The sequence below is a fragment of the Kineococcus gurbantunggutensis genome, assembly GCF_050871925.1.
Taxonomy (GTDB): Bacteria; Actinomycetota; Actinomycetes; order Actinomycetales; family Kineococcaceae; genus Kineococcus.
On the sequence record NZ_JBJLSG010000033.1, the window covers coordinates 18804 to 41774 of the forward strand.

Here is a 22971-nt window from a genome sequence, read left to right on the forward strand (position 1 = left end):
TGCCGGCTCAACGCGCGCGGCGACGCGTCCGCCGTTCGGCCGCACCCGTCCGCGCCCGGCCGCGCGCGCCGCGCACCGGCCCCGGGGCGGGCCTCAGCCCGCCTTGACGGTGACCACCGGGCAGGCGGCCTCGCCGATGACGCGCTGGGCGATGCTGCCGAGCAGGAACTTCATCGTCGCCGAGCGCCGGCGCACCGGCAGCACGAGCACGTCCGCGCCGGCGCTGAGGCCGATCAGCTGCTCGGCCACGTCCTGGTGCGGGTCGTGCAGCCGCGCCGCCACGCCGGCGCCGGCCGCCGCCCGCTCCGCGGCGCCGCGCGCGGTGGAGGTGGCGTGCACGGGGGAGGAGGGGGCGTCGCCGTTGACGAACACCACCTCCAGCCCGGCGCCGGTGGTGCGGGCGCGCTCCACGGCCCAGGCCAGGGCGGCCTCGCCCTCGGGGCGGTCGGTGACGGCGACCACGACCCGGGCGGGCCCGGGCTCGCCGGTGGTGCCGCGGGAGGCGGAGGTCTGGGTGCTCACGGTGCTCTCCAGGGGTTCTGCGGGGGTGCGTCGGGCGGCGGGGGCGGGTCAGCCGAGGGGCACGACGCCGGTGGCGACGGCGGCCGCCAGCATCACCAGCGACAGCACGACGCTGCGCCAGATCACCTTCTTGTGGTGGTCGGCCAGGTCGACCTTCGCCAGGGAGATCAGCAGCAGCATCGCCGGCACCAGGGGGCTGGTGAAGTGCACCGGCTGGCCGACGATCGAGGCGCGCGCCATCTCCAGCGGCGTGATGCCGTACTCGGCCGCGGCCTGCGACAGGATCGGCAGGACGCCGAAGTAGAACGCGTCGTTGGACAGAAAGAACGTCAGCGGCATGCTCAGCACGCCGGTGATGACGGCCAGGTGCGGGCCCCACGCGTCGGGCACCACGTCCACGAGCCACTCGGCCATCGCGGTGTCCATGCCGGTGCTGGACAGCGCCGCGGTGAGCACGGCCGCGGCGAACACCATGGAGACGACCGAGACGATGCTCGTGGCGTGCTCCCTGATGCGCTCGGCCTGCTGCGCGGGGCTGGGGAAGTTCACCAGCAGCGCCAGCGCCGAGGCGGCCATGAACAGGAACGGCAGCGGCATGACGTCCATGCCGAGCAGGACCAGCAGGGCCGCGGTGAGCACCGCGTTGAACCACAGCAGGCGCGGGCGCAGCGTGGGGCGGGTCGGGTCCAGCGCGCCGGAGGTCAGCCCGCTCCCGCCGCCGTCGGCGCCGCCGGAACCCTCCGCGCCACCGGTGGCCGCGCCGCCGGTGGCCGGGCCCCCGGTGCCCCCGGCCGCCGGGCGCGCACCCGCCGCGGAACCGGCGGAACCGGCGCTCACGGTGACGAGCTCGCGGGTGTGGAACTCGGCCAGCTCCAGGCCCCGCCTGGACAGGCGGCGCTTCTCGCCCAGGCCCAGCAGCCAGGCCATGACGAACACGCAGGCCAGGCCGGCGACCATGCTGGGCACCATCGGGTTGAACAGCTCCGAGGGCGAGACGCTCAGCGCGGTGGCCGCGCGCACCGTCGGCCCGCCCCACGGGATGATGTTCATGACGCCCGCGCCCAGGTTCGCCACGACGGTGAGCACCACCGGGCTGAGCCCCAGGCGCAGGTACAGCGGCAGCATCGCCGAGACGGTGATGATGAACGTCGTGGAGCCGTCCCCGTCGAGGGAGACGACCGCGGCCAGCAGCGCGCTGCCGATGACGACGCGCACGGGGCTGTCCCCGCACAGGCGCAGGATCGCGCGGATCAGCGGGTCGAACAGGCCCACGTCGATCATGAGCCCGAAGTAGATGATGGCGAAGAACAGCAGGGCGGCCGTGGGGGCGAACTCGCCCACCTGGTCCATGACGTCCTCGCCGATGCCGGCGCCGGCGCCGGCGGCGACCGCGAAGGCGAGCGGGACGAGGATCAGGGCGACCACCGGGGTGAGCCGCTTGGTGAGGATGAGCGCCATGAACACGGCGACCATGCCGAAGCCGAGGGCGACAAGCATCGTTGCTCCGTCTCGTGGGGAGGACGTCCGGCCGGCGGCGCCTGCGCACCCCCGGTGGTGACCTGCGCCACGCTAGGGCGGGCCCGGCGGCGGGCGGGGGTTGCGCGCACTGGGCCGCGTTCTCCTCGTTGCGCGGGTTGTGCGCGTTCTGCTCACCCCGGCCCCCGCGGGGTGCGCGGGCCGCACTACCGTGGGGGTCCGCGCGCCGCAGCGCCGCGCGCGCACGGGCACGCGGACGGGACGGGGGGAGCGGTGGCACGCAGCACCGGCCGGCCGGGACGGCGCCGGTGGACCTTCACCCACCAGGCGCTCGCCGTGGTGCTGCTGCTGGTCACCGTCGTGCTCGTCGTCTCCTCCGCCGGCGGCGCCCTGCTGCTGCAGCGCCAGGTCGAGTCCGAGGCGCGCGCCCGCAGCCTGGACGTGGCCCGCGCCGTCGCCGAGGACGACGAGGTGCGCGCCGCCGCCACCGCCGCCAGCGACGCCCCGCCCGCCGACCCCGCCGCCCTGGCCGCCGGCGAGCTGCAGCGCGAGGCCGAGGCCGTGCGCGCGCGCACCGGCGCCTCCTTCGTCGTCGTCACCGACGACCGGGCGCTGCGCCTGGCGCACCCCGACCCCGCCCTGCTGGGCCGGCGCGTCAGCACCGACCCCACCGCCGCGCTGGCAGGGCGGGAGGTCGTCACCGAGGAGGTCGGCACCCTGGGCGCCTCGGCGCGCGCCAAGGTGCCCGTGCGGGCGCTGGACGAGCCCGGCCGCGTCGTCGGCGAGGTCGTCGTCGGCGTCGCGGCCGCCACCGTGGCGGACCGGGCCCGCGACGCGGTGCTGCCCGCCGTGGCGGTGGCCGGCGCGGCCCTGCTGGTCGGGGTGGCCGGGGCCGCCGTCCTGGCCGCGCGCCTGCGCCGGCTGACGCTGGGCCTGCAGCCGGAGGAGATCGGCGGGCTGCTGCAGGGCCACGAGGCCGTCCTGCGCGGCATCGCCGAGGGCGTGGTCTCCGTGGGCCCCGACGAGCGCGTGGTGCTGGCCAACGACGAGGCCGCCCGGCTGCTGGGCCGCCCGCTGGCCCCCGGCGACGACGCCGGCGAGCTGCCGGAGGCGGTGCGCCGCTGCCTGCGCCGGCCCGGCGGGGCGCCGGCGCTGGCGGTCGTGGGCGAGCGCGCCCTGCTGCTGGCCGCGCGCCAGGTCGACCGCGACGGGCGCGCCCTGGGCCGGGTGCTCACCGTGCAGGACCGCACCGACGTGGAGCTGCTGACCCGCCAGCTCGACGCCGTGCAGGCCGTGGGGGAGGTGCTGCGCGCGCAGCGCCACGAGTTCGCCAACCGCCTGCACCTGGTCTCCGGGCTGCTGGAGTCCGGCCGGCCGGAGCAGGCCGCCGAGTACGTGCGCACGCTGCTGGCCACCGGCCCGCTGGGGGTGCGCCTGGAGGGCCTGGAGGCCGTGCGCGACCCGTACCTGCAGGCGTTCCTGGCCGCCAAGGCCAGCCACGCGCGCGAGCGCGGGGTGCGGCTGCGCCTGGGCGAGGTCGCCGTGGCCGGTCGCGTGGTGGACCCGGTGGACGTGACCACCGTGCTGGGCAACCTCGTCGACAACGCCGTCACCGCCGCGCGCGGGGGCGCCGGCGGGACGGGCGGGGGCGGCACAGGGGAGGGGCCGGCCGTGGAGGTGGACGTCCTGCAGGACGGCACCGACCTGGTGCTGGCGGTGGCCGACTCCGGCCCCGGCGTGCCGGAGGCGCTGCGCGACAGCGTGTTCGAGACCGGGGTGAGCACCCGCGGCTCCGGCATCGGCCTGGGCCTGGTGCGGCAGGTGGCGCGCGAGCGCGGCGGCGACGCGTGGCTGGCCGTCCCCGCGCACGGGCCCGCGGACGGGCCCGCGGACGAGCGGGGCGTGGACGGGCCCGCGGGCCTGGGCGGGGCGGTGTTCGTCGCCCGCCTGCCCGGCGCGATGGCGCCCGCGGGCGCGGAGCGCCGGCCGGAGGTGCCCTGATGGCCGCCGGCGCCGGTCGCCCGCTGTCCGTGCTCGTCGTGGACGACGACTTCCGGGTGGCCTCCCTGCACGCCGGGTACGTCGAAGCCGTCGCCGGCTTCGCCGTGGCCGGCACCGCCGGCGGCACCGCGCAGGCGCGGGCGCTGGCCGCGCGCCTGGCCGCGGCCGGGGAGCCGGTGGACCTGGCCCTGGTCGACGTGTTCCTGCCCGACGGCTCCGGTCTGGACCTCGTCGCCTCCCTGGACTGCGACGCGTTCGTGCTCACCGCGGCCGGGGAGCCGGCCACCTTCCGCCGCGCCCAGCGCGCCGGGGCGCTGGGCTACCTCGTCAAGCCGTTCGCGGAGGTGGTGCTGCACAACCGGCTGCGCGCCTACGCCCGCTACCGGCGGGTGCTGGACACCGCCACCGAGCTGGACCAGGAGCTGGCCGACGCGGCGCTGCGCGCTCTGCACGGCGAGGCCTCCCCGGCGGTGCGCGGCGCCTCCGGCGCCACCCGCGAGCTGGTGCTGCAGGCGCTGCGCGAGGCGCCGGGGCCGATGTCGGCGGCCGAGGTGGCCGCCGCCACCGGCATCTCGCGGGCGACCGCGCAGCGCCACCTGGCCGCCCTGGACGGGGAGGGCCGCTTGGCGCTGCGGCTGCGCTACGGCAGCACCGGCCGCCCCGAGCAGCGCTACGCCCCCCTGGAGCGCTGATCCGGTGGGGGGTGCCCCGGGGCCCCCGATCGGGTGACTGCTGGGGCTGTTGAGGTGCACTGTTCACTTCTGCGTGTTCCCCTTGTCACAGCACGCAGTCACCCGTCAGGCTTCTACAGCCTCGCCGTCCAGCGAGACGACACCGGTCGGCAGCACCGGTGCACGAGACGGCCGCCGCCGCCAGGGCGCCGGCAGAGGGGAGGGCACGGCATGGTCCGCTGGCCCTGGTCCGCCCGCCACGAGGCCGGCGACGACGTGCGGGCCCGCGTGGTGCCCTGGGCGCTCGGCTCGCCGCTGGTGGTCGTGGGCGTCGTGTCCCTCGTGCACCGCCTGCTCGGCGGCGCGCCCGGCCTGGAGACCCTGCTGGCCGCCCTGTGCGGCGGCCTGGTCAGCGCCCTGCTGCTCCTGCTGCTGGCCGCGCAGGCCGCCGACCGCGTCGACGCCGACGCCCGGCACCGCCAGGACATGCTCGACGCCGCGCTGCGCCAGGCGCTGCACGACCCCCTCACCGACCTGGGCAACCGGCAGCTGTTCACCGACCGCCTCCAGCACGCCCTGGCCCGGCGCGGCTCGCGCGGCTGCGCGGTGCTCTACCTGGACCTGGACGGCTTCAAGAGCGTCAACGACACCCACGGCCACGCCGCCGGCGACGCCGTGCTGGTGGAGGTCGCGCACCGCCTGCGCGCCGCCGTGCGCCCGGAGGACACCGTCGCCCGCTTCGGCGGCGACGAGTTCGCCGTGCTGTGCGAGGACCTCTCCGACGACCTGACCGCCAGCCGCATCGCCGAGCGCGTGGTGTCCTCCATCGCCGACCGCCCCATCGCCGTCGGCCCCGAGCGCGCGCTGAGCATCACCCCCAGCGTCGGCATCGCCCTGGCCCGCGACGAGGGCGACGCCTCCCGGCTGCTGCGCCGCGCCGACGCCGCGCTGTACCGCGCCAAGGAGGGCGGCAAGGCCCGCTCGGAGCTGTTCGACGAGCGCATGCAGGCCCAGGCCGTGGACGCCTCGCAGACCGAGGTGGACCTGGCGATGGCCGTGGAGCAGGGGCAGCTGCGCCTGCACTACCAGCCCATCGTGGACCTCACCGACGGGCACGTGCAGGGCGTGGAGGCGCTGCTGCGCTGGCAGCACCCGCGCCGCGGCCTGCTGCACCCCGGCGACTTCGTGCCGCTGGCCGAGCGCACCGGCCTCATCGTCCCCATCGGGCAGTGGGTCATCCGCGAGGCGTGGCGCACGCTGCAGGAGTGGTACGCCCGCGAGGGCGAGGACTGCGCCTTCACCGTCTCCGTCAACGTCTCCCCCCGCCAGCTGGCCAACGCCCAGCTCCTGGACGCCGTGGCCGCCGAGCAGCCGGCCGGCCCGGCCGGCAGCGCCCTGATCCTGGAGGTCAGCGAGGAGCTGCTCGTGGCCGACGCCAACGCCGGCTTCAGCACCCTGCACGCGCTGCGCATGATGGGCGTGCGGGTGGGCGTGGACGACTTCGGGCGCGGGGTCTCCTCCCTGTCGCACCTGCAGACGATGCCCGTGGACCACGTCAAGGTGGACCGGCACTTCATCGCCGGCCTGGGCCGGCGCCACCAGGACGAGGCCGTCGTGGCCGGCATCATCGGCATGGCCCGCAGCATGGGCGTGGGCGTCATCGCCGAGGGCGTGGAGACCACCGAGCAGCTCAGCGCGCTGCGGCGCATGGGCTGCGACGCCGCCCAGGGCTTCCTGCTGGCGCACCCCGGCCCCGTCGTGGACCGCGAGAGGGTGCTGCCGGAGGCCACCGCGGGGATGCTGCACGAGGTCCTGCACCTGGACCTGGACCACCACGTGCCCGCCCGCCGGGCCGCCCTGAGCCCGGACGTGGCCGCGCGCTGAGCACCGGGCCCCCGCCCGGGTCCCGCGCGGGCCCCCGCCGGGTCCCCCGCGCGGCCTCAAGACGTGCGGCGGGGGTGCCGAGACGAGGGGTGGGGCGCCGCTCGGCGCCGCACGGCGCGACGAGGAGCACCCACCCCGCATGGACCCGCAGAGCACCCCCCGCACCTCCTCCCTCGCCACCCGCATCGTCGGCTCGGCGGGGTGCCTGGCCCTCGTCGCCGTCGCCCTCGGCGCCACCGGCGCGATCACCGCCGACCGGCAGGCCGACGACCTGCGCGCCCTGCAGACCCGCACGCTGGCGCTGCAGCACACCACCGACGAGGTCGCCCTCGGCAGCGCCCGCGCCACCGCCCTGGCGCTCGTGGTGCAGTACGTGCCCGGCGGCCAGGGCAGCGCCCCGGCGCTGCAGGAGGCCCGCGCGCAGCGCGCCGACGCCGTCGAGCGGCTCGCGCGGGTCGCCACCGGGGCCGACGCGCAGGTCGCCGAGCACCTCGCCGACCAGCTCGCCGTCATGGACGAGCAGGGCCCCGCCATCCTCGCCAGCACCGACCCCGCCGCCCGCCAGCGCGCCCAGGCCGCCTACGACGCCGCCTCGAAGGCCTTCGACGCGGACGTGGCGGCCCTGCAGCGCAGCGCCGCCGCGGCGGTCGACGCCGCGGTGGCCGCCAGCGCCGACCGCTCCGGCCGCACGGTCGTGGCCACGCTGGGGGTGCTGCTGGCGGGCCTGGCCCTCAGCGGCGCCGTCACCGCCGTCGTCGTGCGCCGGGTGCGCGCCGACGCCACCGCGCTGGTCCGCGTCGCCCAGGCCCTCGACGCCGGCGACCTGACCGCCTCCTCCGGCATCACCCGCGGCGACGAGCTCGGCCGCGCGGCCGCCGCCCTGGACCACGCCGTGGCGCGCCTGCACGCCGAGATCTCCTCCGTGGCCGCCGGCGCCGACACCCTGGCCCGCACCTCCACCGAGCTCGACGCCGCCTCGGCCGGGGCCGGCGCAGCCTCCGAGCGCGCCGCCCGCGAGGTGCGCACCGTCAGCGCCGACGTGGCCGCGGTGACCACGAACCTGCAGGCCGTCGCCGCCGGCTCGGACGAGATGGGCTCCGCCATCCGCGAGATCTCCGCCTCCGCCGCCGAGGCCACCGGCGTGGCCGCGCAGGCGGTGCAGGCCGCCGAGGCCACCACCGCGACCGTCGCCCGGCTGGGGGAGTCCTCCGCCGAGATCGGCGACGTCGTCAAGGTCATCACCGCGATCGCCGAGCAGACGAACCTGCTCGCCCTGAACGCCACCATCGAGGCCGCCCGCGCCGGGGAGATGGGCAAGGGCTTCGCCGTCGTGGCCGGGGAGGTCAAGGAGCTGGCCCAGCAGACCGCCCGCGCCACCGAGGACATCGGCCGCCGCGTGGGCAGCATCCAGGCCGACACCGCCGGCGCGGTGACCGCCATCGCCTCGATCACCGAGGTCATCGGGCGCATCAACGACCTGCAGACCACCATCGCCTCCGCCGTGGAGGAGCAGACCGCCACCACCGGTGAGATGTCCCGCTCCATCGCCGAGGCCGCCGGCAGCGCCGACCGCATCGGCTCGGGCGTCGACGGGGTCTCGGCGGCCACCGACGCCACCGACCGCTCGGTGGTCTCCACCCGCGACGCCGCCGGCGAGGTCCGCGGCGTCACCGAGCAGCTGCGCACCCTGGTGGGCCGCTTCCGCCTGTGATCCGGGACCCGCACGGCGTCCGGTAGCGTCGCGCGGGTGCCGCGGATCGAGCTGGAGGACCTCGCCGACGAGCGGTTCGCGGACGTGCTGCGCGACTACACCTCCCTGAAGGACGTGCAGCTGCGCGCGCGCCGCGAACCCGCCGAGGGCCTCTTCCTCGCCGAGGGCGTGGAGGTCGTCCGCCGGGCGCTGGCCGCCGGGCACCGGCCCCGCTCGTTCCTGCTCAGCCCCGCCCGCGCCGGCGAGCTCGCCGGCGAGCTGGCCGGCGTGCCCGACGACGTGCCCGTGCTCGTCGCCCCCGTGGAGGCGTTCGAGCGCCTGACGGGGGTGGACCTGCACCGCGGCGCCCTGGCCTCGATGCACCGCCCGGCCCCGCGCGACGTCGCCGGCCTGCTGGCCGCCCTGGGGCCCGGCCCGCGCCGGCTGGTCGTCCTCGAGGACGTCGTGGACCACACCAACGTCGGCGCCCTGTTCCGCTCGGCCGCCGCGTTCGGCGTGGACGGCGTCGTCGTCAGCCCGCGCTGCGCCGACCCGCTCTACCGGCGCAGCGTGCGCGTGTCGATGGGCACCGTGCTGCACCTGCCGTGGGCGCGGGCCACCGACTGGCCCGGCGACCTGGACCTGCTGCGCGGCAGCGGGTTCACCGTGGCCGCGCTGGCGCTGGCGCAGGACGCGGTCCCGCTGGGGGCGTTCGCGCCGCCGCAGCGGCTGGCGCTGCTGCTGGGCACCGAGGGCGACGGGCTGAGCCGGCGGGCGCTGGCGCGCGCGGACGTCGCGGTGCGCATCCCCATGGACGAGCGGGTGGACAGCCTCAACGTCGCCGCGGCCAGCGCCGTCGCGCTGTGGGAGACCCGCCCGCGCTGAACCGCTCGACCGCCCGCGCTCCCGGCCGCGCGCCCACCAGCCGGCGCAGCGCGAGCTGCGCCAGCGGCGCGTAGGGCGCGCACAGCAGCGCGGGGGACAGGCGCAGCTCCGTCACGCTGCCGCCGGGCACCGCCAGGACCCGGTGCTCCAGCTCCGCGCGCAGCGGGCCGGCACCCACCTGCCAGCACCAGGTGCGCGCGGCCTCGTCCACGGCCGTCACCTCGAAGGGCACCCGCACCCCCAGCGGCGCGCGCACCGCGCCGCGCACGCCCGCGGCGATGCGCGGCGCGCAGGCCCGCACGCCGGTGACCTGCGGCGACCACGACGGCCAGCGCGCCGGCACCGCGTAGTCCTCCCACGCGGCGCCGGCGTCGCGGGGCCCGCGGGCCACCAGCAGCAGCCCCACCGGCTCAGCCCGGCGGGGCGGTGCCGGCGACGTCGGCGACCTCCGCGCCGGGCAGCGCTGCCACGTCGGCGCCGCGCACCACGAGCTTGGAGCGGCGCGCGCCGGAGCCGATCAGCACCCACGGGGCGTCGGCGACGGCCCGGTCGACCAGGACCCGCCAGCCGGCGGGCAGGCCCACGGGCGTGATGCCGCCGAACTCCATGCCGGACTCGGCCACGGCCCGCTCCTGCGGCAGGAAGGAGGCCTTGCGCACGTCCAGGGCCCGCTTGACCGCGCCGTTGACGTCGGCGCGGGTGGTGGCCAGCACCACGCACGCGGCCACCCGCTCCTCGCCGCCGCGCCGGCCGGCGACGAGCACGCAGTTCGCCGAGCCCTCCAGCGGCACCCCGGCGGCCTCGACGAGGGCGGCGGTGTCGGCCACGGACTCGTCGATCGCGCACACCCACGCCCCCGCGGGAAGCGCCGCCGCCACGGCCGGCGGCAGCAGCTCCGGGTGCTCGGCGGCCGGCAGCAGCTCCAGGGCGCCGGCGACCGAGCGCGGGCCGAGGACCTCCGGGTCGGTGCCGGTGCCGGTGCCGGTGCCGGTGGCGGGTCCCTCCGCGCTCACCGCGAGTAGACGGGGGCGAGCGTGGCGCGGGCGAGCACGTGGCCCAGGCTCGTGAAGGCCGCCACGGTGGGGGTGGCCCCCTCGGGCAGCCCCAGGGACTCCACGTCCAGGGCGTGCACGGCGAAGACGTAGCGGTGCGCGCGGTCGCCGGGCGGCGGGGCGGCGCCGGTGTAGTCGGCGGTGCCCACGTCGTTGCGCAGCGCCGTCGCGCCCTGCGGCGCCGGCTGCCCGGCCGCGCCGGTCGGCAGGCTCGTCACGCCGGCGGGGACGTCCACCAGGGTCCAGTGCCAGAAGCCGGCCGGGGTGGGGGCGTCGGGGTCGAAGCAGTTCACCAGGAAGGACTTCGTGCCCTCGGGGAAGCCGGACCAGGACAGCTGGGGGGAGGTGTTCCCGCTCGCGTGGGCCTCGGCCATCGGCTCGCCCTGCGCGACGTCGGTGGACGTCAGCTCGAAGGAGGGCACCTGCGGCAGCAGGGAGTACGGGTCGGGGGCCACGGGTCGTTCGAGGTTCATGCCAGCACGCTAGGGCGGGGCCCGCGCGGGTGCACGAGGGGGCGCGCCGGACCGGTCCCGGGGGGGTGGGCCGGCCCGGCGCGGGCTCGTGCTGCTCGGCGCCCTGCTCAGCTGCGGGGCATGAGCGGGGCGTTGAGGGGCAGGTGCGAGCCGGTGAGGACCGCCTGGGCGGCCCGGTGGGACTTCGGGTTGAGCACGACCGGCGCCATGAGGTTCACGGTGGAGTCCTCCAGGCTCTTGCCGATGTTGACGACGGCGAGCACGGCGCCGTCCTGGTCGGTGGCGATGTCCAGGGCCTTGGCCATCTCGCCGTCGATGACGGGCTCGTAGTCCGGGTAGAAGGGCATCGGGTCCGCCAGCACCAGGCGCAGGTCCGGGTCGTCCATGGAGCGCATCGAGAAGAACGTGCCCTCGTCGTCGAGGGGCGTCAGCTCGAAGCGGGTGCTCTCGGAGAGACCGACCATCGGCGCGATGAACTCGATCTTCGGGGCGGTTTCGGTGGCGAGGCTCATGGTCGAGCATCCCTTCGGCGTTGAGGCGTTCGTCGAATCCGGCTGAACCGTGGTGGTCGCCAGGGCGGTGACCGTCCCCCGCCCTCGCGATCGAACCTAGACAGAGAGTAGCGACATATGCGCTCTGCGTCGCGTCGTTCGAGGGGAACGGGAGATGACGAACGCCCCGCCGGCGGGGCCGGCGGGGCGTTGGTCGGTCGCAGCGGTGCGGGTCAGGCGGGCAGCAGGGGGGCCCGCAGCGGCAGGTCGGAACCGGTGAGCACGATCTGCGCCGCCCGGCTCGTGCGGTGGTTGAGCACCACGGGCGCCAGCAGGTTCGCGGTGGCGTCGGCCAGGCCGCTGCCGGGGTTGACCACGACCAGCAGCGCGGCGTCCTCGGCGCCGGACAGCTCCAGCGCCTCGGCCCAGCCGGCGTCGATCACGGGGGAGTAGTCCGGGAAGAACCGCTCCGGCGCCACCGCCAGCAGGCGCAGCCCGGGGTCGGCGGTGCTGCGCAGGGAGAAGAGCACGCCGTCCTCGTCCAGGGGCACCACGGCGAAGCGGGTGTGCTCCGGCAGGCCCGACAGCGGGGCGATGAACTCGATCTCCGGGGCGGCGTTCGTGTCGGTCACCTCGACCACGCTAGTCGCGCCCGTCACCGCAGGAAGTCCAGCAGGGTCGGCTGGATGACCTTGGCGGTGGTGGCGAGCGCGGCCTGGTAGGCGGTGTCCTGCAGGCGGAACTCGATCATCGCCTTGGCGATGTCCACGCCCTCCACCTCGTCCAGGGAACCGGTCAGCGCGTCGCCGCGCACGGCGTTGGCCTGCTCGAGCGCCTCCAGCTGGTTCACGCGGGCGCCGAGGGCGCCGCGCACCGACAGCACGCGGTCGCGCGCGGCGTCGATGGTGGCCAGGCCCGCGCCGACCGCGGTGGTGTCGCCGCTCTCCACGGCGTCGGCCAGCGCGTCGAGCTGCTGGAACACCGTGGGGGCCCCGCCCGCGCCGCCGAACACCTCGGTCGCCGTGGCGTTGACCCGCACGTCGTGACCCGGCGCCACGCGCCGGGTCACGGCACCCTCGTCCCCGGTGATCGTGTAGGTGCCGGTGGTGCCCGAGAAGGTCGCCGCGACGGCCGTGCCTGCGGTGGTGGTGCCGCCGAAGACCGGGTGGCCCTCGTGCTGGGTGTTCGCCTGGGCCAGCAGGTCGTCGCGGATGCTGCGCAGCTGGGCGGCGAGCGCACCGCGCGCGGCGGGGTTGGAGACGGCGGCGTTGTTCGCCTGCACCAGGGCGTCGCGCGCAGCGTGCAGGGAGTTCGTCACGGAGCCGAGCGAGCCCTCCTGGACGGACAGCCAGCGCTGGCCGTCGGAGATGTTGCGCCCGTACTGCTCGTTGACGGCGATCTCCGAGCGGAAGCGCAGCGCGTCGTTCGCGGCGACGGGGTCGTCCGAGAGCTTGACGTACGCCTTGCCGCTGGTCATCTGCTGCTGGATGCGGTCGCTGCGGACCTGGCTGGCCTGCAGGTTGGCGAGCGAGTTCATCGCGGTGGTGCGGGAGGCGATGCGGCCGATCACGGGGTTCTCCTCGGGTGCGGGTCGGGCGTCAGCGGCCGACGAGGCCGGTGCGGTTGATGAGGGTGTCCAGCGCCTGGTCGATCGTCGTCAGGACGCGCGCCGCCGCGGAGTAGGCGTGCTGGTAGGAGACGAGGTTGGTCATCTCCTCGTCGATGTTGACGCCGGAGACCGAGTCGCGGGCGGCGATGGACTTCAGCGACACCTGCGAGGCCAGGTCGGCGCGGATCTCCGACGCCTGGGTCTTGGCGGCGATGTCCACGACGGTGGAGCGCCAGGAGCGGGTGGGGCTGTTCGGCGCGGTCGACAGCTCCCCGACGGCCTTGGCCCGCGCCCGGTCCACCGTGCCGGGGGTGCTGTCCTGCATCGAGGCGGGCGTCAGGGCCGGGTCGACGCGGATCTGCTCGGCCGCCCCGCCGCCGTTGACGGAGGCGGTGGTGAAGGTGAACAGGTCCTGCCCGGTCCCGCCGGGGTTGTAGGCCGCGTTGACGGCCGCGGCGATGTCGCGCACCGACTTGTCGATGCCCTTGGACACGTCCGGCACCGTGGTGTTCACCGCGTCGAGCGTGGCCTTGAGTGAGCCGCTGGTGGGCTGCACGGCGGCGTTGCCGATGGTGAGCGTCGTGCCGCTCTTGCCGGCCTTGACGTCCGCCAGCGAGGTGCCGTGCGTGGCCGTCAGGGTGAAGGACTGCCGGCCCGCGACGACGGCGGCGTTGCCGACGTACACGTCGACCATCCCGCCCTCGCGCCCCACCACGCGGGCGCCGGTCAGCTCCGCCAGGTGCGACAGCGCCCTCTCGCGCTGGTCGAGCAGCTCGTTGGCGGACACGCCCGTCGTGCCGGCGTTGAGGATGGCGGCGTTGAGGCCGGCGACCTTCTCGGCCGTGGAGTTGACGTCGGCGGTGTGCAGGTCGATCCTGCCGCCCAGCTCCGACCACTGCGACTGCACCTGCGCGTCGACCTGCTTGGCGGTCTCGGCGACGTTGGTGGCGCGGGCCAGCGCGTGGGTGCGCCCGGCGAGGACGTTCTCCGCGCTCGTCGCGTTGCCCAGGTCGCTGAACGCCTTGTGCATGTCGTTGAGCTGGTAGGACAGGCCCGAGGTGCCGTCCTCGCCGAGGTTGGCCTCCAGGCGGGTCCACACGGCCGTGGCCGCCTGGTGCTCGGCGGCGGTGGCGACGTCCTGGCGGGCCGCGGCCTCGGTCAGGGCGTCGGAGACGCGGGCGATGCCCGTGATCTCCACGCCCTCGCCGGGGGCGTTGCGGCGGGCGTAGGTGCCCGTGCCGCCGGCCACGCTCTCGGTCTGCTCCAGCCGCTGGCGGGTGTAGCCCTCGGTGTTGACGTTGGCGATGTTCTGGCCGGTGACCTCCATGGCGCGCTGCGCGGCGGTCAGCGCGCGGGAGCTGAGGTTGATGCCGGAGAAGGTGCTCATGTCCTCGGTCCTGTCTCAGAGGGCTTCGTCGACGAAGTGGGCGCGGGAGCCGCCGGCGGCGTGGTTCCTGCCGTCGGCGGTGTACGTGTCGAGGGGGTTGTCCAGGCCCAGCAGCGTCTCGCGCAGGGCGCGGGCGCCGGAGGCCAGCAGGTCGCGGTTGGCGTCGGCCAGGTTCTGGATCTCCGCGGTGAGCGTGAGGAAGGCGTCGCGGTGGCCGCGCATCAGCTCCCCCCACGGCTCGGGCGCGGCGGCGGCGAGGGCGTTGAGGCTGGGACCGGGCTCGAGCTCCAGCTCGGCGGCGACCGCGTCGACCTCGGCGGCCCGCAGGACCTCCGTGGTGCGGATCTGCTCCATGACGAACTCGACCTCGCGGGTCGCGTGCGCCAGCCAGCGGGTGCGGCCCGCGGCCAGCACGAGCTGCTCCTCCTCCAGCTTGAACAGGAGCAGCTCCATCAGCTCGCGCTCCTTCCAGAGGATGCCGGAGACCTCGGCGAGTCCCATGCGTGTCCTTCCCGTCGTCGGCGCCGTGCGGCGCCGTCTTGACGCCCCTCGTCCTGGCTCCTCCATCGGCAGCCCCGGCGCGGAGCTGAGCCGCTCCCGGGCCGGCCGGCACCCGCTGCGCTCAGCTGCCGGGCTTCCTGACGAAGAAGGCGTTCTTGCCGGGCTTGCGCAGCGCGTACGGCCGGCCGTCCTCGCGGGCCTTGCGCAGCTCGCGGTGCATCTCCCGGGCGGTGTCCTCCGCGGCGGCCTGCACGACGACCGCGTTCACGCCGCGCACCCGCTCCTTGGGGTCGCGCAGGACGTGGTCGTTGCGGCCCTCCTCGTGGGCGACGGTGAGGAAGTTCTTCGCCGCCAGGGCGTAGAGGGCGCTGACGCGCTCGCCGTGCTTGTCGGCGTAGTCGTCGATGAACGACGGCGTCAGCCGGCCCCGCTTCGCGGCGTGCTCGAGGTCCTGCAGCACCATGTACAAGGGCTTCACGGCTGTCACTCCTGCCTCGGGAACCACTGCGGCACCGGCCCCGCCGGTGCTCCTTGCACGGAGGACATCGGCGGCGGTTGGTTGCCCGCTGAACGGTTCAGCCCACTTGCACCCGATCGGCGCCCGGGCCCTCACGCAGCGTCGCCGGCACCGCCGCCGCCCCCGCCCGCGGCGGCGCGGCGGGGGAGCTGGAGACTCCGTCCGGGTGGGTGCTCAAGGTGACGCGCAGCACGCCCGAGACAGGGGGGGTGACCGCAGACGCCGCCACCGCCCCCGTGCAGCTCACCGACGCGCAGCGCGACGAGCTCGTCGAGAAGCACCTGCCGATCGTCGGCTACATCACCAGCGAGTTCATCGGCCGGCTGCCCCAGCACGTGAGCCGCGACGAGCTGACGTCCGCCGGTCTCATGGCGCTGTTCCAGGCCTCGCGCGGCTTCGACCCCACCACCGGGGTGCCGTTCGCCCGCTACGCCAACACCCGCATCCGCGGCGCCATCCTGGACGACCTGCGCGGGGCGGACTGGGCCTCGCGCGGGGTGCGCTCGCGCGCCCGCAGGCTCAGCGTCACCGAGGACCAGCTCACCGCCCAGCTCGGGCGCACCCCCACCCCGGTGGAGCTGGCCGGCGTCCTGGGCGTGTCGACCCGCGAGCTGGCCGAGACCCGCGACGAGGCGCAGCGCGCCATGGTGCTCTCGATGCAGGGCTTCACCGCCGACGGCGCCTCCCTCGACGACCACATCCCCACCCACAGCCCCGGCCCGGAGGCCGAGCTGCTGCACCGCGAGCGGCTGGGCTACCTGCGCTCGGCGATCGCCGCGCTGCCGGAGCGGCTGCGGGTCGTGATCGAGGGCTACTTCCTGCACGAGCGCCCCATGGCCGAGCTCGCCGAGCAGCTCGGGGTGACCGAGTCGCGCATCTCGCAGATGCGCGGAGAGGCGCTGGCGCTGCTGCGCGACGGCATGAACACCCACCTGGCGCCCGAGATGGTCAAGCCGGTCACCGGCTCGGCGGCGGCGGTCAAGCGCAAGGAGTCCTACTTCGCGGCCGTGGGCACGCAGACGGACTTCAAGGCGCGCCTGGCGATGTCGGCCTTCGCGGCGGCGGGCGTGGTGCCGGCCTACCGCAGCGCGTGAGGCGGGCCGCCGCCCGCACGCCCTCCCCCCGAGAGCCCCGCCCCGACCTCGGTCGGTGCGGGGCTCTCGTCGCTCCGGGGCGTCCAGGCGCGCGACAGCGCGACGCCTGCCGTGGTCCAGTGGAGACTGGACGGGTAAAGATGCCTACTGTCCGTCACCACAAGGGCTCAACCCCGTCCCCCGTCCGGCCGATGCACGGACGAGCCGGTACGGGACGTGCCCGCCGGCCGACGAGGGGAGAGGTGCTCGTGGGAACGCGATCGGCGTACGTGAGCGGTTGCTACATCGTCAAGGACGAGGAGGACGTGCTCGCCGCCTCGCTGGAGGCGCTGGCGCCCTTCGTCGACGAGATCGTCGTCTACGACACCGGCAGCACCGACCGCACGCGGGACATCGCCCGCGAGCACGGCGCCAGGGTGGTGGAGGGGTACTGGGACGACGACTTCGGCGCGGCCCGCAACCGAGCCCTGGAGCACTGCACCGGCACCTGGGTCGTCTGCGTCGACGCCGACGAGGTGGTGCACGGCGACGTGCACTCCTGGCGACGCCTGCTGCAGCGCTCGAGCGGAGCGGACGCGTTCAACGTCGTCCAGTCCTCGGACATCTGGGGAGGTGCCGGCCGCCGGGTCTCGATCACCGTCCCCCGCGTCATGCGCCGTGCGCACTGTTGCTGGACCGGCGCGCTGCACGAACGCATCGTCGGGCGGCGCGGTCAGGCGCTGCGCTGCGAGGACTCCGGGCTCGAGCTGGTGCACTCCGGCTACACGGTCGTGCGCTCTGGGGAGCGTGGCAAGGGGGAGCGCAACCTCCGGGTCGCGGAGCACGAGCTGGAGGCTGCTCAGGCACGCGGTGAGCAGAACCTCACCCTCATTCAGACCAACGTGGGACGCTCCGCCGCCATGGCGGGCGACCACCGCAAGGCGCTCGACACCTTCGCCGCGATCGACCGACGGGCCCTCCACCCGGGCGTAGGGGTCCTCGCAGCCCACACCGCCGTCGAGTCCGCATTGATCACCGGGGACGTCGACGTGGCGGTCGGCTGGCTCGACGCGATGCGTGTCTGGGGCGAAGACGTGCAGGTCCACCGCTCGTTCGAGGCGCGCGTCGCGATGGCGCAGGAGCGGTTCGCCGACGCAGAGGGCCTCATCCGGTCCCTGCAGGACTCCACGAGCATCACCGGAGCGCAGTTCTCGGCGGCCTCGTGCACCGACGACCTCATCCGGTGCGTGCTGCGGCAGGGGCGACGCGAGGAGGCGGTCCAGCTCCTCCTGGAGCACCTCGAGAGCGGCCGGACCAGCTTCTCGGCGCCCTTCGTCATCGACGTCCTGGCCGCGGACGCCGACGGCGCCGCCCGCATGGTCGCCGCCCTGCCGCCCTCGCTGGAAAAGCCCTTCATCGGTCAGCTCATGCGGCTGCCCTCGGGCTTCTGCGACGCCTTCTTCGAGGCCCTGTGGGCCGCGGGGCGCGCGCGGGCCGCGGTGCTGCTGGCCGTCGCGGAGCAGTGGCCGTCACTACCCTTCGACCGTGCGCTCGAGTGGTCGCTGCGGATGCGGGAGGCCGGGATCCCGGACCGGTGCCCGCTGCGGCGCATCCTCGCCTCGCCCGACCGCGACCGGCTCAGCCGCATCCTTAGCGGGGTCGCGCTGACGGAGGTCGGGGAGACGGGCGCGCTGCCGGTCCTGGAGGAGGTACTCGCCGAGGTGGAGGAGCACGAGGTCGCGGAGGTGCTGGCCGCGGTGCGCGAGCTCTCCCCGTCCTTCGCGGACTCGCTCGTGCCGGCCTGACGACACCTCCCGCTCCGCCGTCACGTCGCCGGCACTCGAGAGCCCTGCCCGACTCAGGTCGGGCAGGGCTCTCGCGGTATGCAGCGGCACGTCGTCACCGAGACAAGTCGACACTCTCTGTGGTTGAGTAGTTACGCAGGTGGGTGCGGGGTGCCGCGAGGTGCCACGCGCCCCACCGGCGGCGGGATGCCGTCGCCCCGGTGTGGCTGGAGGGACTCCAGGGGGCGGTGGTGCTGGCGCGACGAGAGCGTCACCCGAACGCCAGTGGGAAACCTGCTCAGGTTCGGTGCAGACCGGCCGATGAACTCAGTGCCGGGCCACGGAGGGCCAGGCGCCACAAGAATCACGACCCCGCTCACGGAGGATGATCATCATGGGTCTTCGCGTCAACAACAACATCGCGGCGTTCAACAGCTACCGCAACCTGCAGGCCACCGACAAGACGCTGAACTCCTCGCTGGAGAAGCTGTCCTCGGGCCTGCGCATCAACAAGGCCGCCGACGACGCGGCCGGCCTGGTCATCTCCGAGGGCCTGCGCTCGCAGATCGGTGGCCTGACCGTCGCCGCCCGCAACGCCCAGGACGGCGTCAACGTCATCCAGACCGCCGACGGCGCCCTGAACACCAGCACCAACATCCTGCAGCGCATGCGCGACCTGTCCGTGCAGTCGCAGAACGCCACCAACAGCACCGAGTCCCTGGCCGCGATCAAGTCCGAGATGACGGAGCTGGGCAACGAGCTCAACCGCATCGCCACGAACACCAGCTTCAACGGTGTGGCCCTGCTCGACGGCACCTTCACCAACAAGGACTTCCAGGTCGGCCACCTGAGCGCCGACAACATCACGGTCAGCATCACCACCGCGTTCGGCACCACCGGCCTCACCCTCGACGTCGCGAACTTCGACCTGACCACGACGGCGGGCATCTCGGCCGCGCAGAGCGCGATCGACACCGCGCTCAAGGCGGTCGGCAAGGAGCGCGCCAACCTCGGTGCGCAGCAGAACCGCTTCGAGAACGTCATCAGCTCCGTCAACGTGGCGATCGAGAACCTGACCGCGTCGGAGTCGGCCATCCGCGACACCGACATGGCCAAGGAGATGACGAAGTTCAGCAAGTCGCAGATCCTGTCCCAGGCCGGCACGAGCATGCTGGCGCAGGCGAACTCCGCCTCGCAGAACGTGCTCTCCCTGCTGCGCGGCTGAGCGACGAGGACCCCTTGAGGCCGGCCCACCACCGGTAGGACGACCTCACCAGACGAGCGCCCCATCCCGACCTCACCGGTCGGGGTGGGGCGCTTCGTCGTTCCCGTCCGGCCCGGTGCACCGGTGTGACGAGCCGCGAGCGGCGCGGGCTTCACCCGTTTGCCACGCCCAGGACCCTCAAGCCGGGGCGGCGGCGACCGATGAACAAGGTGTCAGGCACGCACGACGGCCTGACGAGCCGGACCACGGACGGGCCGGCTCCCGCAATCACGACCCCGCTCACGGAGGATGATCATCATGGGTCTTCGCGTCAACAACAACATCGCGGCGTTCAACAGCTACCGCAACCTGCAGGCCACCGACAAGACGCTGAACTCCTCGCTGGAGAAGCTGTCCTCGGGCCTGCGCATCAACAAGGCCGCCGACGACGCGGCCGGCCTGGTCATCTCCGAGGGCCTGCGCTCGCAGATCGGTGGCCTGACCGTCGCCGCCCGCAACGCCCAGGACGGCGTCAACGTCATCCAGACCGCCGACGGCGCCCTGAACACCAGCACCAACATCCTGCAGCGCATGCGCGACCTGTCCGTGCAGTCGCAGAACGCCACCAACAGCACCGAGTCCCTGGCCGCGATCAAGTCCGAGATGACGGAGCTGGGCAACGAGCTCAACCGCATCGCCACGAACACCAGCTTCAACGGTGTGGCCCTGCTCGACGGCACCTTCACCAACAAGGACTTCCAGGTCGGCCACCTGAGCGCCGACAACATCACGGTCAGCATCACCACCGCGTTCGGCACCACCGGCCTCACCCTCGACGTCGCGAACTTCGACCTGACCACGACGGCGGGCATCTCGGCCGCGCAGAGCGCGATCGACACCGCGCTCAAGGCGGTCGGCAAGGAGCGCGCCAACCTCGGTGCGCAGCAGAACCGCTTCGAGAACGTCATCAGCTCCGTCAACGTGGCGATCGAGAACCTGACCGCGTCGGAGTCGGCCATCCGCGACACCGACATGGCCAAGGAGATGACGAAGTTCAGCAAGTCGCAGATCCTGTCCCAGGCCGGCACGAGCATGCTGGCGCAGGCGAACTCCGCCTCGCAGAACGTGCTCTCCCTGCTGCGCGGCTGAGCGACGAGGACCCCTTGAGGCCGGCCCACCACCGGTAGGACGACCTCACCAGGCGGGGGGCGCCGGAGACCCCGGTGCCCCCCGCCTTCTCCCGTTTCAGGACCACGAACGAGAAAGCGAGAGGCCGTATGCCCACGTCCATCTCCTCGTCCAGTGTCGACGGACTCGTCAGCGGCCTCGACACCAGCAGCATCATCTCGGCGCTCGTCAACGCCGACGCCGTGCAGCAGACCCGGCTCAAGAGCAGCGTCACCGCCGCGCAGAGCAAGGCCTCGGCCTACCAGTCGGTCAACACCAAGGTCGCCGCCCTGCAGACGGCGGCCGAGGCCCTCACGAAGGCGAGCGCCTGGGGAGCGGCCAAGGCCACCTCCTCCAGCGACGCCGTGGCCGTCACCTCCACCGGTGCCTCCACCGCCGGTTCCGTCACGGTGGAGGTGGAGAAGCTCGCCACCGGCCGCTCGGTGCTGTCCAAGCCAGTCACGAACGACGCCGCCGGCCTGACGGACCTCGGTCTGCCGATGGTGATCTCCCGTGCCGACGGCACGTCCCTGACCCTCACCCCGAGCATGGGGACGCTGAGCGACGTGGCCGCCGCGATCAACAAGGCGACCAAGCTGGGCGTCAACGCCGTCGCCATCCGGATGGCGGACGACACCTACCGGCTGCAGATCACGTCCGCCCGCACGGGGCAGACCGAGGGCAAGTTCACCATCACGCAGGGGGAGCAGCCCGGAGGGCCGGAGATCGACGAGTCGGTCTTCGAGACCGTCGCGCCGGCCGCCAACGCGCAGTTCTACCTGCTGCCCAGCGGGCCGTCGGGCCAGACCGACGAGAACGGCAAGCCGGTCCGCCCCACCAACGCCATCGAGATCGTCTCCCCGTCGAACACCTACAGCGGCATCATGCCGGGCGTCTCCTTCACCGCGGCGAAGCCCGGCGTCTCCACGCTGTCGGTGGCGCCGGACCCGGCCGGCCTGGCCGACTCGGTCAAGGGGCTCGTCGACGCGGCCAACGCCGCTCTCGCCGAGATCGGCAAGCAGTCCAAGGCCGGGGTCGCCGGGGCCGCTGGGTCCGCCGCCACCGGCGGCGGGGTGCTGCGCAGCGACGCCACCCTGCGCGCGCTGCAGGGCAACATCGTCAACGCCGTCACTTCGGCGCTGGGCGGTTCCGCCTCGACGGCCTCCTTCGGCCTGAACTTCACCCGCGAGGGGAGCTTCGCCTTCGACAAGGACAAGTTCCTCACCGCCTACGCGGAGGACCCGGTCAAGGTGCAGGGGCTCGTCTCCGGCAAGTCGCTGCCGGTGGACCCCGTCACCAAGGCGGCCAACCCCGAAGGCATCGCGGACCGGCTGCTGGCCGTCACCAAGGCCGCGACCGACAGCACCCGCGGTTCGCTCGTCCTGGCGGCCAAGGGCCAGACGGACTCCGTGGCCCGCCTCAACGTGCAGATCGCGGAGTGGGACGAGCGCCTCACGCAGAAGCGCGCGCGCTACGAGAAGTACTACGCCGCGCTGGAGGTCTCGCTCGGCAAGGTCAAGAGCCAGGCCAGCTGGCTCTCGGGCCAGCTCGCCAGCCTCGGCTGACGAGGGGCCACCGCAGGGCCGGGACGGTGCATGCCACCGTCCCGGCCCTGTCGCTTTCCCCAACGGGGTGCCCCTCCCGCCGAAAGAGCACCGCCCACCCGTTCAGGTCAGCCGTCGCGTGCCGATGGAAAGAGCAGCAACCCCCTCGTACCCGTGGAGGAACACCGCATGACCGCGACGACGTTCGGCCGCGCCGCCCAGGCGAACCGCTACCGCGACGACGCCCTGGCCACCGCCAGCCCGGCCGCGCTGCTCGTGATGCTCTACGACCGCCTCGTCCTGGACCTGCAGCGCGCCGAGCAGGCCCAACGCACGGGCGACCGCCAGACCGCCCACACCAACCTCGTGCACGCGCAGGACATCGTCGCCGAGCTGCAGAGCAGCCTGAAGGTGGACGCGTGGGAGGGCGCTGCCGGCCTGAGCAGCCTCTACACCTGGCTGCGCAGCGAGCTCGTCGCCACCAACCTCTCCGGCGACGCCGAGCGCACCGCCGCCTGCCGCGTGGACATCGTCGAGCCGCTGGCCGAGTCGTGGCGGGAGGCCGCCCTGCAGCACCTCAGCGGCGCCTCCGGCGCCGGCGTGGCGTGACCGCGGCCCCGCACGAGGTCCAGGACCCCCGGCCCGGCCACGACGTCCCGGCGGAGGACTGGCGCACGGCGTGGGCCGCGGCCCTGGACGCCGTGGAGATGGACGTGCGGACCGCCGAGGAGCTCGTGCGCTCCCTGCACGAGGGCGTCGACGAGCTGCCGCCGTCCCCGCTAGCGCAGGACTGGGTGGAGCCCTCGCTGCTCGGTCCCGTGCCCGCCGAGTTCGCCGAGCGCGCCCGTCGGCTGCTGCAGCGCCAGATCGACGTCGGCGAGCGCCTCGCCGAGGCCGTGGTGCACGCCCGCTCCCAGCGGCGCGCCCTGGGCAGGTTCGAGCGCGCCGAGCAGCCGCCGGTGTTCGTCGACCGGGCCCTGTAGCCCGACCGCCGCGGCCGCGCGCGCCATCCCGCTGCAGGGGTACTTCGTCTGGAGCCT

General features: G+C 74.6%; 23 protein-coding genes. 12 read left to right on the forward strand and 11 right to left on the reverse strand.

Annotation, left to right across the window (positions count from 1 at the left end):
• Nucleotides 1–93: 93 nt before the first annotated feature.
• Nucleotides 94–522, reverse strand: coding sequence for a universal stress protein (locus ACRYR7_RS08740; RefSeq protein WP_432571690.1), 429 nt, complete (start codon nucleotides 520–522; stop codon nucleotides 94–96).
• A gap of 48 nt (nucleotides 523–570) precedes the next feature.
• Entirely contained in the window at nucleotides 571–2019 is a 1449-nt protein-coding gene (locus ACRYR7_RS08745; RefSeq protein WP_432571691.1) for a CitMHS family transporter, read from the reverse strand.
• Nucleotides 2020–2271: 252 nt separating this feature from the next.
• Here ACRYR7_RS08745 and ACRYR7_RS08750 point away from each other — a divergent pair, with 252 nt between their 5' ends.
• The 5 genes from ACRYR7_RS08750 (at nucleotide 2272) to ACRYR7_RS08770 (ending at nucleotide 9129) form a co-directional block, all read left to right on the forward strand.
• Nucleotides 2272–3999, forward strand: a complete 1728-nt coding sequence (locus tag ACRYR7_RS08750; RefSeq protein ID WP_432571692.1) for a sensor histidine kinase — start codon at nucleotides 2272–2274, stop codon at nucleotides 3997–3999.
• Entirely contained in the window at nucleotides 3999–4691 is a 693-nt protein-coding gene (locus tag ACRYR7_RS08755) for a response regulator transcription factor (protein WP_432571693.1), read from the forward strand. The genes ACRYR7_RS08750 and ACRYR7_RS08755 overlap by 1 nt, the downstream gene beginning before the upstream one ends.
• 210 nt (nucleotides 4692–4901) lie before the next feature.
• Entirely contained in the window at nucleotides 4902–6554 is a 1653-nt protein-coding gene (locus tag ACRYR7_RS08760) for a putative bifunctional diguanylate cyclase/phosphodiesterase (protein ID WP_432571694.1), read from the forward strand.
• Nucleotides 6555–6693: 139 nt separating this feature from the next.
• A complete protein-coding gene (locus ACRYR7_RS08765; protein WP_432571695.1) occupies nucleotides 6694–8265 on the forward strand; it encodes a methyl-accepting chemotaxis protein in 1572 nt (523 codons plus the stop codon).
• A gap of 36 nt (nucleotides 8266–8301) precedes the next feature.
• Nucleotides 8302–9129 carry a TrmH family RNA methyltransferase gene (locus ACRYR7_RS08770; protein WP_432571696.1) on the forward strand — a complete coding sequence of 276 codons (828 nt, stop codon included), beginning with the start codon at nucleotides 8302–8304 and terminating at the stop codon, nucleotides 9127–9129.
• On the opposite strand, the gene ACRYR7_RS08775 is transcribed toward ACRYR7_RS08770, so the two are convergent.
• The 9 genes from ACRYR7_RS08775 to ACRYR7_RS08815 form a co-directional block, all read right to left on the reverse strand.
• The gene (locus ACRYR7_RS08775; protein ID WP_432571697.1) at nucleotides 9077–9535 is read right to left on the reverse strand and encodes an SRPBCC family protein; all 459 of its coding nucleotides are present in this window, start codon (nucleotides 9533–9535) and stop codon (nucleotides 9077–9079) included. The genes ACRYR7_RS08770 and ACRYR7_RS08775 overlap by 53 nt on opposite strands.
• Before the next feature lie 4 nt (nucleotides 9536–9539).
• On the reverse strand, nucleotides 9540–10055 hold the full coding sequence (locus ACRYR7_RS08780) for a YbaK/EbsC family protein (protein WP_432571711.1): 516 nt from the start codon (nucleotides 10053–10055) through the stop codon (nucleotides 9540–9542).
• 83 nt (nucleotides 10056–10138) lie between these two features.
• Complete coding sequence (locus ACRYR7_RS08785; RefSeq protein ID WP_432571698.1) at nucleotides 10139–10654, reverse strand: YbhB/YbcL family Raf kinase inhibitor-like protein; 516 nt, start codon at nucleotides 10652–10654, stop codon at nucleotides 10139–10141.
• 107 nt (nucleotides 10655–10761) lie between these two features.
• Entirely contained in the window at nucleotides 10762–11166 is a 405-nt protein-coding gene (locus ACRYR7_RS08790; RefSeq protein ID WP_432571699.1) for a flagellar assembly protein FliW, read from the reverse strand.
• A gap of 212 nt (nucleotides 11167–11378) precedes the next feature.
• The gene (fliW, locus tag ACRYR7_RS08795) at nucleotides 11379–11777 is read right to left on the reverse strand and encodes a flagellar assembly protein FliW (RefSeq protein ID WP_432571700.1); all 399 of its coding nucleotides are present in this window, start codon (nucleotides 11775–11777) and stop codon (nucleotides 11379–11381) included.
• Between the two features lie 23 nt (nucleotides 11778–11800).
• Nucleotides 11801–12715, reverse strand: a complete 915-nt coding sequence (gene flgL, locus ACRYR7_RS08800; protein ID WP_432571701.1) for a flagellar hook-associated protein FlgL — start codon at nucleotides 12713–12715, stop codon at nucleotides 11801–11803.
• 28 nt (nucleotides 12716–12743) lie between these two features.
• Entirely contained in the window at nucleotides 12744–14141 is a 1398-nt protein-coding gene (flgK, locus tag ACRYR7_RS08805) for a flagellar hook-associated protein FlgK (protein ID WP_432571702.1), read from the reverse strand.
• A 15-nt stretch (nucleotides 14142–14156) separates the two neighbouring features.
• Nucleotides 14157–14642: a flagellar export chaperone FlgN gene (flgN, locus tag ACRYR7_RS08810; protein ID WP_432571703.1), complete on the reverse strand. Its 486-nt coding sequence runs from the start codon at nucleotides 14640–14642 to the stop codon at nucleotides 14157–14159.
• A 121-nt stretch (nucleotides 14643–14763) separates the two neighbouring features.
• Nucleotides 14764–15120, reverse strand: a complete 357-nt coding sequence (locus ACRYR7_RS08815; protein WP_432571704.1) for a hypothetical protein — start codon at nucleotides 15118–15120, stop codon at nucleotides 14764–14766.
• A gap of 248 nt (nucleotides 15121–15368) precedes the next feature.
• Between ACRYR7_RS08815 and ACRYR7_RS08820 the strand changes: the two genes are divergently transcribed.
• The 7 genes from ACRYR7_RS08820 to ACRYR7_RS08850 all read left to right on the forward strand — a co-directional run bounded on the left by ACRYR7_RS08820 (nucleotide 15369) and on the right by ACRYR7_RS08850 (nucleotide 22914).
• Nucleotides 15369–16253, forward strand: coding sequence for a sigma-70 family RNA polymerase sigma factor (locus tag ACRYR7_RS08820; RefSeq protein WP_432571705.1), 885 nt, complete (start codon nucleotides 15369–15371; stop codon nucleotides 16251–16253).
• 269 nt (nucleotides 16254–16522) lie between these two features.
• Complete coding sequence (locus ACRYR7_RS08825) at nucleotides 16523–18037, forward strand: glycosyltransferase (protein ID WP_432571706.1); 1515 nt, start codon at nucleotides 16523–16525, stop codon at nucleotides 18035–18037.
• A 373-nt stretch (nucleotides 18038–18410) separates the two neighbouring features.
• On the forward strand, nucleotides 18411–19241 hold the full coding sequence (locus ACRYR7_RS08830; protein ID WP_432571707.1) for a flagellin N-terminal helical domain-containing protein: 831 nt from the start codon (nucleotides 18411–18413) through the stop codon (nucleotides 19239–19241).
• Nucleotides 19242–19538: 297 nt separating this feature from the next.
• Nucleotides 19539–20369: a flagellin N-terminal helical domain-containing protein gene (locus tag ACRYR7_RS08835; RefSeq protein ID WP_432571707.1), complete on the forward strand. Its 831-nt coding sequence runs from the start codon at nucleotides 19539–19541 to the stop codon at nucleotides 20367–20369.
• Nucleotides 20370–20497: 128 nt separating this feature from the next.
• Nucleotides 20498–21952, forward strand: coding sequence for a flagellar filament capping protein FliD (fliD, locus tag ACRYR7_RS08840; protein WP_432571708.1), 1455 nt, complete (start codon nucleotides 20498–20500; stop codon nucleotides 21950–21952).
• Nucleotides 21953–22120: 168 nt separating this feature from the next.
• Nucleotides 22121–22540, forward strand: coding sequence for a flagellar export chaperone FliS (fliS, locus tag ACRYR7_RS08845; RefSeq protein ID WP_432571709.1), 420 nt, complete (start codon nucleotides 22121–22123; stop codon nucleotides 22538–22540).
• Nucleotides 22537–22914 (forward strand): hypothetical protein, encoded by a 378-nt coding sequence (locus ACRYR7_RS08850; RefSeq protein ID WP_432571710.1) that lies wholly within the window; start codon nucleotides 22537–22539, stop codon nucleotides 22912–22914. Before fliS ends, ACRYR7_RS08850 begins: the two co-directional genes overlap by 4 nt.
• Nucleotides 22915–22971 lie beyond the last annotated feature (57 nt).

Coding starts and splice junctions, on each gene's coding strand:
- ACRYR7_RS08745 (WP_432571691.1), bottom strand. CDS start 2,019: ATGCTTGTCGCCCTCGGCTTCGGCATGGTCGCCGTGTTCATGGCGCTC.
- ACRYR7_RS08755 (WP_432571693.1), top strand. CDS start 3,999: ATGGCCGCCGGCGCCGGTCGCCCGCTGTCCGTGCTCGTCGTGGACGAC.
- ACRYR7_RS08760 (WP_432571694.1), top strand. CDS start 4,902: ATGGTCCGCTGGCCCTGGTCCGCCCGCCACGAGGCCGGCGACGACGTG.
- ACRYR7_RS08765 (WP_432571695.1), top strand. CDS start 6,694: ATGGACCCGCAGAGCACCCCCCGCACCTCCTCCCTCGCCACCCGCATC.
- ACRYR7_RS08785 (WP_432571698.1), bottom strand. CDS start 10,654: ATGAACCTCGAACGACCCGTGGCCCCCGACCCGTACTCCCTGCTGCCG.
- ACRYR7_RS08790 (WP_432571699.1), bottom strand. CDS start 11,166: ATGAGCCTCGCCACCGAAACCGCCCCGAAGATCGAGTTCATCGCGCCG.
- flgK (WP_432571702.1), bottom strand. CDS start 14,141: ATGAGCACCTTCTCCGGCATCAACCTCAGCTCCCGCGCGCTGACCGCC.
- flgN (WP_432571703.1), bottom strand. CDS start 14,642: ATGGGACTCGCCGAGGTCTCCGGCATCCTCTGGAAGGAGCGCGAGCTG.
- ACRYR7_RS08830 (WP_432571707.1), top strand. CDS start 18,411: ATGGGTCTTCGCGTCAACAACAACATCGCGGCGTTCAACAGCTACCGC.
- ACRYR7_RS08835 (WP_432571707.1), top strand. CDS start 19,539: ATGGGTCTTCGCGTCAACAACAACATCGCGGCGTTCAACAGCTACCGC.
- fliD (WP_432571708.1), top strand. CDS start 20,498: ATGCCCACGTCCATCTCCTCGTCCAGTGTCGACGGACTCGTCAGCGGC.
- fliS (WP_432571709.1), top strand. CDS start 22,121: ATGACCGCGACGACGTTCGGCCGCGCCGCCCAGGCGAACCGCTACCGC.